Annotated in this window: 8 protein-coding genes; 6 read left to right on the forward strand and 2 right to left on the reverse strand. The window is 58.6% G+C overall.

Annotated elements, in window-relative coordinates; genetic code table 11:
• Positions 1-143: 143 nt before the first annotated feature.
• Positions 144-2051 carry an esterase EstP gene (estP, locus tag PMI37_RS29980; protein ID WP_008088588.1) on the reverse strand — a complete coding sequence of 636 codons (1908 nt, stop codon included), beginning with the start codon at positions 2049-2051 and terminating at the stop codon, positions 144-146.
• A 408-nt stretch (positions 2052-2459) separates the two neighbouring features.
• On the opposite strand from estP, the gene PMI37_RS29985 reads away from it, so the two are divergent.
• The 4 genes from PMI37_RS29985 to PMI37_RS30000 all read left to right on the forward strand — a co-directional run bounded on the left by PMI37_RS29985 (position 2460) and on the right by PMI37_RS30000 (position 5798).
• Entirely contained in the window at positions 2460-3053 is a 594-nt protein-coding gene (locus PMI37_RS29985; protein ID WP_008088590.1) for an aminodeoxychorismate/anthranilate synthase component II, read from the forward strand.
• Positions 3054-3062: 9 nt separating this feature from the next.
• Positions 3063-4112 (forward strand): anthranilate phosphoribosyltransferase, encoded by a 1050-nt coding sequence (gene trpD, locus PMI37_RS29990; protein ID WP_008088592.1) that lies wholly within the window; start codon positions 3063-3065, stop codon positions 4110-4112.
• Complete coding sequence (gene trpC, locus PMI37_RS29995) at positions 4109-4945, forward strand: indole-3-glycerol phosphate synthase TrpC (protein ID WP_008088594.1); 837 nt, start codon at positions 4109-4111, stop codon at positions 4943-4945. Before trpD ends, trpC begins: the two co-directional genes overlap by 4 nt.
• A gap of 151 nt (positions 4946-5096) precedes the next feature.
• Positions 5097-5798, forward strand: coding sequence for a lipoate--protein ligase family protein (locus tag PMI37_RS30000; RefSeq protein WP_008088596.1), 702 nt, complete (start codon positions 5097-5099; stop codon positions 5796-5798).
• A 9-nt stretch (positions 5799-5807) separates the two neighbouring features.
• Here the strand turns inward: PMI37_RS30000 and crp are convergent, their stop codons facing one another.
• Positions 5808-6452, reverse strand: coding sequence for a cAMP-activated global transcriptional regulator CRP (gene crp / locus PMI37_RS30005; protein WP_008088598.1), 645 nt, complete (start codon positions 6450-6452; stop codon positions 5808-5810).
• 236 nt (positions 6453-6688) lie between these two features.
• Here crp and PMI37_RS30010 point away from each other — a divergent pair, with 236 nt between their 5' ends.
• On the forward strand, positions 6689-7111 hold the full coding sequence (locus PMI37_RS30010; protein WP_003228794.1) for an OsmC family protein: 423 nt from the start codon (positions 6689-6691) through the stop codon (positions 7109-7111).
• Between the two features lie 237 nt (positions 7112-7348).
• A complete protein-coding gene (gene speD, locus PMI37_RS30015) occupies positions 7349-8143 on the forward strand; it encodes an adenosylmethionine decarboxylase (RefSeq protein ID WP_008088600.1) in 795 nt (264 codons plus the stop codon).
• Positions 8144-8300 lie beyond the last annotated feature (157 nt).

The raw sequence follows: 8300 nt of genomic DNA on the forward strand, positions 1-8300 counted from the left end.
TAAATCCCCTCACCACAGGTAAATGTCTCTCACCCCAGAAAATGAGCCATAAAAAAGCGGCGCCTGTGAGGGCGCCGCTTTTTTATGCCCTGCAACAACCCCCTGTAGGAGCTGCCGCAGGCTGCGATCTTTTGCTCTACCGCTTAAAAATCCAACACCACCCCGACATTCACGCCCTGCTGGGTAAAGTCATCATCCTTGCGCAACGAATACCCGCCACGCAACGCCAGATCCGCCGTCAGCTTATGGCTCACGCCCAGACTCAACCGATTCAAATGACTCTGCGGCGTATACCCCTCAAGTTTGAAGTCATTCGCCGGCAAGGTATTCAGCGCGATGTTGACCTTCTGCACGTCATCTTCGTACTCACGCTCGTGCGCGTACTCACCAAACACTTGGGTTTGCGGGGTGAAGTTGTACTTGCCCTGAATACCAAAGCCCAGACGTTTCGAATCGCGGGTCTGATCATCGAAGGTCAGCGCGGTGGCGCGGTTGCTCTTCTCTGAATAACCATCGACATCGACGCTGGCGTAATCAGCGCTGACGAACGGCGACAGATGCCATTCGCTGCCCGGCTGGGCAATGTCGTAACCGATGCGCGTGCTGAATGCCCAGAGGCTGCCGTCGGTATCACCTTTCTCCGCACCCTCGCTGGCGCCCAGATCAAACTTGCGCTTGAGGTTGTCGTAGTCGAGTTTGCCACCGGTCAACGCGGCGTCGGCCCACCAGCGATTCTGCTGGAACTGGGCGAATGCGGTGGCCATGTAGCTGTTGAGCTTGTAGTCCGAATCGTTATGCCCGGCCTCGAGATTCTGCCGGTAGAAACCACCCGCCACACCGACACGCCACGCTTCGTTGAGACGATAGCTGCCGCCGACGTTAAGGTTGTAACCGCTGCCGTCGGCACTGGCGCCGCTGCTTTGGCTGTCGACATCCAGATGCTGGCCACCGGCGGAAACGATCGCGCGCCATTGGCCGACCGCTTGCCAGTTTTCCCAATCCGCCTGCCATTGGCTGCGCAGTTCATCCTGATGCGCACGCACGGTGGCGTGGGCCATTTCCGGCAGCAGCGTCAGTTCCCACGGCGCCGCCAGCAGGGAATAGGCGTAGTCGGAGATCAGTTTTTGCCCGGCTTCGGTCGGGTGCACGCCGTCGTTGTAAATCAGCTTGGTCGGATCCGGCGTTGCACTGTTGATGCCGTAACGGGCGTTTTCCGGGCAACCGCTGCCGCTGAAACACGTTGCGGTGAGGTTCTGATCAGTGGCCAGGCCAAAACGCCCCGGATCGGCGAACACTTCCGACAGCAAAACCGGAATGTTCAGCGGAATAATTTCCGCGTTGATGCCTTGCAGGCGCGTGACCAACTGGCTGTTGAACTGCGCGGCGAGCTGGCTGCTGAACGCTTGCAGCGGTGTGCCGTTGATGGCTGGGGTCAGGCCGACGTCAGGCAGCAGCCAGACCATCACGTATTTGGCCCCGGCTGTTTGCAGCGCTTGCACGCTGTCAGCCAGGCGATCGGCGCCGGCGTTGGCTTGCGGCAGGCTGAGGATGCGACCTTGGAGGAAGTCGTTACCGCCACCGGAAATGTAATACAGCGCATTCGGGTCGGCGCGGAAGCCGTTCGAGGGCAGGTAGCCGGCGCGGGTGCGTTCGCCGGTGGCCGACTGCGTAGTGATCGAATCGAGAATCTGGTCGGTGCGATAACCGCCGACCGCCCAGTTGTTGCCGTCAGCCTGGCCATTCTCGGCACGCACGGCCGAGCTGGAGGAGGCGGTTTGATCGGGGGTGAAGCCGAGGCGTGCGCCGAGCCGTTGGGTGGCGTTCAGATCGCGGGATTCGCCGCTGCCGTCCAGATAGATCGGCCCGGTACGGTTGGTGTAGCGCTGGGTAGAACCGGCCGGGCCGCCGGTGTCCCTGAAGGTGCCGGCATCGTTGAGGCTGTCGCCAAACACCACGAAATTCGAGTAGGGATTGGGGGCGGCATTGGCCTGAGCACAAGCCAGTGCGAGCAGGCAACCAGCCAGCGGTACAAACAACGTCTGTTTGATCATGAGCAAGTCCGTTTATTTATTGTTGTAGGTGAACGAAACGACAGTACCAAAAACTTCCGGCCTTTTGCCATCGGTCGCGAACCCTCGCGCAGATTTAACCCCCATACGCCCGGCCATATTGCACGCTCCGCCCAGCTAAGTTACTGTGCCGGAACGTATGAACGAGACCTTCCCCGTGTTGATCACCAGCAAACTTCTGGATCAAGTCATCAAGGCACACGCCCGCTGGCGTTGGCGCGCCTGAATCTTTTCTGCCGGCCCCGCCGGATCTGTATCGCTTTGCCTTCCTTGCCTGTTTGAAATGCCGCTGTGCCGACGCGTCCATCTGCGTCCGACATCGTGCAGCGCCCTGCGGGCAAGTCATCTGAAGGCTGTCTCCAAGTCAGAATTCAAGAGGTTCGAAACGCCATGTTGCTGATGATCGACAACTACGACTCCTTTACTTACAACGTTGTGCAATTCCTCGGCGAACTGGGTGCCGACGTCAAAGTCGTGCGCAACGACGAATTGACCGTCGCCGAGATCGAAGCACTCAAGCCCGAGCGCATCGTCGTATCGCCAGGCCCGTGCACGCCGACCGAAGCCGGTATCTCCATCGAAGCGATCAAACACTTCGCCGGCAAACTGCCGATTCTGGGTGTCTGCCTCGGCCACCAATCCATCGGCCAGGCCTTTGGCGGTGATGTGGTGCGCGCGCGCCAAGTCATGCACGGTAAGACTAGCCCGGTATTCCACGAGGACAAGGGCGTTTTCCAAGGTCTGAATCATCCGTTGACTGTTACCCGCTACCACTCGCTGATCGTCAAGCACGATACGTTGCCCGATTGCCTGGAACTGACCGCGTGGACGCAACACGACGACGGTTCGGTCGACGAAATCATGGGCCTGCGTCACAAGACCCTGAACATTGAGGGCGTACAGTTCCACCCCGAGTCGATCCTCACCGAGCAGGGTCATGAACTGTTTGCCAACTTCCTCAAACAAACCGGCGGCACGCGCTAAGGACTTCCCATGAATATCAAGACAGCCCTGAGCCGTATCGTCGAGCACCTCGATCTCAGCACCGAAGAAATGCGCGATGTGATGCGCGAAATCATGACCGGCCAATGCACCGAGGCGCAGGTCGGCGCGTTCATGATGGCCATGCGCATGAAGAGCGAGAGCATCGACGAGATCGTCGGCGCCGTGTCAGTGATGCGTGAGCTGGCCGATCAGGTCGAACTGAAAACCCTCGACGGCGTGGTCGATGTGGTCGGCACCGGCGGTGACGGTGCAAACATCTTCAACGTGTCGACGGCTTCTTCCTTTGTTGTCGCGGCAGCCGGTTGCACCGTGGCCAAACACGGTAACCGTGCGGTCTCGGGTAAAAGCGGCAGCGCCGACTTGCTCGAAGCCGCCGGCATCTATCTGAACCTGACGCCGGTACAGGTTGCGCGTTGCATCGACAACGTCGGCATTGGTTTCATGTTCGCCCAGACTCACCACAAAGCCATGAAGTACGCCGCCGGCCCGCGCCGCGATCTCGGCCTGCGTACGCTGTTCAACATGCTCGGCCCGCTTACGAATCCGGCCGGTGTGAAGCATCAGGTAGTGGGCGTATTCAACAAGGCGCTGTGCCGGCCATTGGCCGAAGTGTTGCAGCGTCTGGGCAGCAAGCACGTGCTGGTGGTGCATTCGAAGGACGGTCTGGACGAGTTCAGCCTCGCCGCGCCGACGTTTGTCGCCGAGCTGAAGAACAACGAAATCACTGAATATTGGGTCGAGCCGGAAGACCTCGGCATGAAGAGCCAGAGCCTGCACGGTCTGTCGGTCGAAGGCCCGGAAGCGTCGCTGGCGCTGATCCGCGATGCCCTCGGCAAGCGCAAGACCGAGAACGGCCAGAAAGCCGCCGAAATGATTGTGCTCAACGCCGGTGCTGCGCTGTACGCCGCCGACGTGGCGAGCAGTTTGAAACAAGGCGTGGAGCTTGCGCACGACGCCCTGCACACCGGCCTCGCTCGGGAGAAACTCGAGGAGCTGGGTGCCTTTACCGCGGTATTCAGAGTGGAGAATGAGGGATGAGTGTACCGACGGTTCTGGAAAACATTCTGGCCCGCAAGGTTCAGGAAGTCGCCGAGCGTAGCGCCCGCGTCAGCCTGAGCGAGCTGGAAAGTCTGGCCAAGGCGGCCGATGCACCCCGCGGTTTCGCCAACGCGCTGCTGGCGCAAGCGAAGAAGAAACAACCAGCGGTGATCGCTGAAATCAAAAAGGCTTCGCCAAGCAAAGGCGTGATCCGCGAGGACTTCGTTCCGGCGGATATCGCCAAAAGCTACGAGAAGGGCGGGGCAACCTGTCTGTCCGTGCTGACCGATATCGATTATTTCCAGGGCGCCGATGCTTACCTGCAACAGGCGCGCGCCGCCTGCAAGCTGCCGGTGATTCGCAAGGACTTCATGATCGATCCTTACCAGATCGTTGAAGCCCGCGCGTTGGGCGCCGACTGTGTGCTGCTGATCGTCTCCGCGCTGGATGACGTGAAAATGGCCGAGCTGGCGGCGGTGGCCAAAAGTGTTGGCCTCGACGTGCTGGTGGAAGTTCACGACGGTGATGAACTGGAGCGCGCGTTGAAAACCCTCGATACGCCGCTGGTCGGCGTCAACAACCGCAACCTGCATACGTTTGATGTCAGCCTGGAAACCACCCTCGATCTGCTGCCGCGTATTCCGCGTGATCGTCTGGTGATTACCGAGAGCGGTATCCTCAACCGTGCCGATGTCGAGCTGATGGAAATCAGCGACGTGTATTCGTTCCTGGTCGGTGAAGCATTCATGCGCGCGGAAAATCCGGGCACTGAACTGCAGCGCCTGTTCTTCCCGGAGCGTGGCGTGCCGATCAGCGGTTCGACCCTCGACTGATATTCTTTCAGACCGAGTCGACGCCATCGTCGGAACGCCGCCCGGAGCAGGCTCACTCCTACAGTTGGAATGCGTTCCCCTTGTAGGAGTGAGCCTGCTCGCGAAGGGGCCATCGAAACCGCTGAAGATTCTTATGTTGCCGGAGCCTGTTATGTCGCTGCCAACCCCGCTGACCATCGAAGCCGGCCTGCAGGCCGAGCAAGACTTGCTGGCCTCGGTCTGCGCCGGCGACTCCGAATTCGGCCTTCTCTTCTGGCAACCCAGCGATCGCGCACTGGTCATGCCACGCCGCCTGAACCGCTTGCCCGCTTTCGAACACGCCTGCGAAGTCTCCGCCGCTGCCGGCTGGCCAGTCCTGCTGCGTGAAACCGGCGGCGAACCCGTCCCGCAATCCGCCGCCACCATCAACATCGCGTTGGTCTACGCACCACCGCGCAGCGAAGGCGATCTGAACCGCATCGAAACCGGCTACCACCGTCTCTGCGATCCGATCTGTCAGTTGCTCGATGAGTTGGGCGGCACGTCATCGTTAGGCGAAATCCACGGCGCATTCTGCGACGGCCGTTTCAACGTCAACCTCGACGGTCGCAAAATGGTCGGCACCGCCCAGCGCTGGCGCCAGAGTCAGGGCGGACAACGGCCGGTCGGTCTGGTGCACGGGGCGATGCTGATGGATGACGAGCGCGAATCGATGGTTGCAGCGGTCAATCGCTTCAACGAAGCGTGCGGCCTGGAGCAGCGGGTGAGGGCGCAAAGCCACATCGCCCTGCATGAGAAATTCAACGCGCCACAGGCCTTGGCGCGTCTTGATGAGCTGTTTCGTTTGATGCTGGCGCAGATGTACAGCGCCTGATATTCGGGCTTAGCGTGTACCGAAGACCACCATGGTCTTGCCTTTCACATCGACCAGGTTGCGTTCCTCAAGATCCTTGAGCACGCGACCGACCATCTCCCGCGAACAACCGACAATCCGCCCGATTTCCTGACGGGTCACCTTGATCTGCATACCGTCCGGGTGGGTCATCGCGTCTGGCTGTTTGCACAACTCCAGCAGGCAACGCGCTACGCGACCGGTCACGTCAAAGAACGCCAGGTCGCCGACCTTGCGCGTGGTGTTGCGCAGGCGTTGTGCGATTTGTCCGCTGAGGACGTAAAGAATGTCTGGATCCTGCTGCGATAATTCGCGGAACTTGGCGTAGCTGATTTCCGCTGTTTCGCATTCCACCTTGGCCCGCACCCAGGCACTGCGTTCCTGTTCCTGGCCGGCTTGCTCGAACAGGCCCAACTCACCGAAGAAATCCCCGGCATTAAGGTAGGCGATGATCATTTCGCGGCCGTCGTCATCCTCGATCAAGATCGTCACCGAACCCTTGATGATGAAATACAACGTATCGGAACGATCGCCGGCACAAATGATGTTGCTCTTGGCCGCATGGCGACGGCGCTGACAATGCATCAACAGCTTGTCGAGGTTCTTGATTTTGGGTGTGGGGGTAATAGCAACCATGGTTGTATCCCGAAAAGACTGCACGGTGATGTTTGATTTTTTTATGAGGCGCTGAAGGCGGTCGCTGCACGGCTGGCATGGGCGCCAGCGAATTGGCGCCAGCTTAACAGACACTTCGTCGCAAATTCGAGAAATTACCTACACAGTTGGAGCATTCGTCCTAGGAACGCTGCTCGCGGTCAGGGCAATCCCCTGTGCTAAGCTGGCGACCCTTTTTTTACAGTGGAGTCTGGGCGATGAAGGCACGCATCCAATGGGCTGGCGAAGCCATGTTCCTCGGCGAATCCGGCAGCGGTCATGTCGTGGTCATGGACGGTCCGCCGGACGCCGGTGGTCGCAATCTGGGTGTTCGCCCGATGGAAATGCTCCTGCTCGGTGTGGGCGGTTGCAGCAATTTCGACGTGGTCAGCATTCTGAAGAAATCGCGTCAGGCCGTTGAAAGCTGCGAAGCCTTCCTCGAAGCCGAGCGCGCGACCGAAGATCCGAAGGTATTCACCAAGATTCACATGCATTTCGTGGTCAAGGGCCGTGGCTTGAAAGAAGCCCAGGTCAAACGCGCGATCGAGTTGTCCGCCGAGAAGTATTGCTCGGCTTCGATCATGCTCGGCGCCGCTGGCGTGGCCATCACTCACGATTATGAAATCGTCGAACTCGGTTGAACCGACATTCAACTATCATAAAAGCAGTGCAGACTCTGGCGATCCCCCGCTGACGTCTGCATAATGCGCCACTTTTTTCAGGGCAGTGATCGGTCAGCCGACGGGTCATCCGCCTGAACAGATAACCAAAATCGCCATCGCGAAGAGGTGTTAACCGTCCTACGCAGGTGCGTTGTTCGCACTTGACGGGCATGCTTGATCACGCGGCTGCGCCGCATACATAGAGAGTTTTTAACGGTGAAAAGCAAACTCAAGCTCCACGGGTTCAATAACCTGACAAAGACCTTGAGCTTCAACATCTATGACATCTGCTACGCGGAAACCCCGCAAGACCAGCAGGCTTACGTCGAGTACATCAATCAAGAGTACAACGCGAAACGCCTGACGCAGATTCTCACAGAAGTTGTCGAGATCATTGGTGCCAACATCCTGAACATTGCCAGTCAGGACTATGAACCTCAGGGCGCCAGCGTCACGATTCTGATTTCTGAAGAGCCGGTAACCCCGACTGAAAGCCAGATTGAAGAATCGCCGGGCCCGTTGCCCGAAATTATCCTGGCCCACCTCGACAAGAGCCACATCACGGTGCACACCTACCCGGAAATCCATCCGGACGACGGTATTGCAACGTTCCGTGTGGACATCGACGTGTCGACTTGTGGTGTCATCTCACCGCTGAAAGCGCTCAATTTCCTCATTCACCAGTTCGATTCGGACATCGTGACTGTGGATTATCGTGTGCGCGGCTTCACTCGTGACGTTGAAGGCAACAAGCACTTCATCGACCACGAGATCAATTCGATCCAGAACTACCTCTCCGAAGACACTCGCGACGCGTACCAGATGACCGACGTGAACGTGTACCAGGAGAACCTGTTCCACACCAAAATGCTGCTGAAGAACTTCGAACTGGATAACTACCTGTTCGGCGACGCCACCAGCAGCCTGTCCCCGGAGCAGCGCGCTCAGGTGACTGATCGTGTGAAACACGAAATGCTCGAAATCTTCTACGCGCGCAACATGCCGACCTAAGATTCCCGGGCACAAAAAAAGGCGACTGTCTCAGGACAGTCGCCTTTTTTATTGTTGATGTCCCGTCCTGAATAAGGTTTACACCTTCTGACCCATTCTCAGGAGGACGTAATGAACACGGGAAAAAGGCGCAGTCAGCGTGATTACACGCTGACCT

This window comes from Pseudomonas sp. GM80 (assembly GCF_000282515.1).
Lineage (GTDB): Bacteria > Pseudomonadota > Gammaproteobacteria > Pseudomonadales > Pseudomonadaceae > Aquipseudomonas.